This window comes from Faecalibacterium prausnitzii, from assembly GCF_003324185.1.
In the GTDB taxonomy this organism is placed as follows: domain Bacteria; phylum Bacillota; class Clostridia; order Oscillospirales; family Ruminococcaceae; genus Faecalibacterium; species Faecalibacterium prausnitzii.
In genome coordinates, this window is record NZ_PXUP01000070.1 from 1 (window position 1) to 744 (window position 744).

General features: G+C 58.3%; 2 pseudogenes. Both read left to right on the forward strand.

The features are described from left to right. Positions 1–450 (forward strand): annotated as a pseudogene (locus C7J97_RS14735) (Y-family DNA polymerase); the annotation flags it as partial. Then, positions 431–744, forward strand: a pseudogene (locus C7J97_RS14740) (hypothetical protein); the annotation flags it as partial. The pseudogenes C7J97_RS14735 and C7J97_RS14740, both read left to right, overlap by 20 nt.

The window sequence follows — 744 nt, forward strand, 5'->3', positions numbered from 1 at the left end:
TACGACCGGGAGAACGTGGACAAGGGCGGCTACCGTGGTCTGACCCAGACCGACCGCTACGGCAGAGTCATCCCCAAAGCAGCCCACGGAACCATCCGGTTTGATGCCCCTACCAATCTGGGCAGCACCCTCATCAACGAAAGCGCAAAGCTGTTTGAGCGTATCACCGACCCGGCGCTGACGGTGCGGCGCATCACCATCAACGCCAACAAGGTCACGCCGGACGAGGGCTTCTATCAGGTGGATTTTTTCACCGACACCAAGAAGCTGGAAAAGGAGAAAAAACTCCAGCAAGCCATGCTGGGCATCAAGAACAAGTACGGCAAAAACGCCGTGCTGAAAGCCAGCAGCTATGAGGAAGGTGCCACCATGCGCCAGCGCAACGCGCAGATCGGCGGGCACAGTGCAGGAGGTTCGGCGGGAGGTTCAGATGGAAAACTACAAAAATAGCAAGATCGGGCGGGAGACCGCCCAAAAGTACGGAGACATCCTGGAGATGGAACGCCCCCAGACCGAAGAATCCCTCCGCAAGCACCCCCGCATGACCCTTCAGAACCGTGCCAAAATCTTCTCGCCCTTCTCTCCGCTGCGGGGCTATGACGAGCAGCTTGCCGCAGAAAAGCAGCGCACCGAGCGCGTGACCAAGCGCATTCTGACCGAGGAAGAAATGTCGGCTCTGGCCGATCGGCTGATGCAGGTCACCAAGGGCATGACCATCACAGCGCGGTATTTCAAAGAGGATAC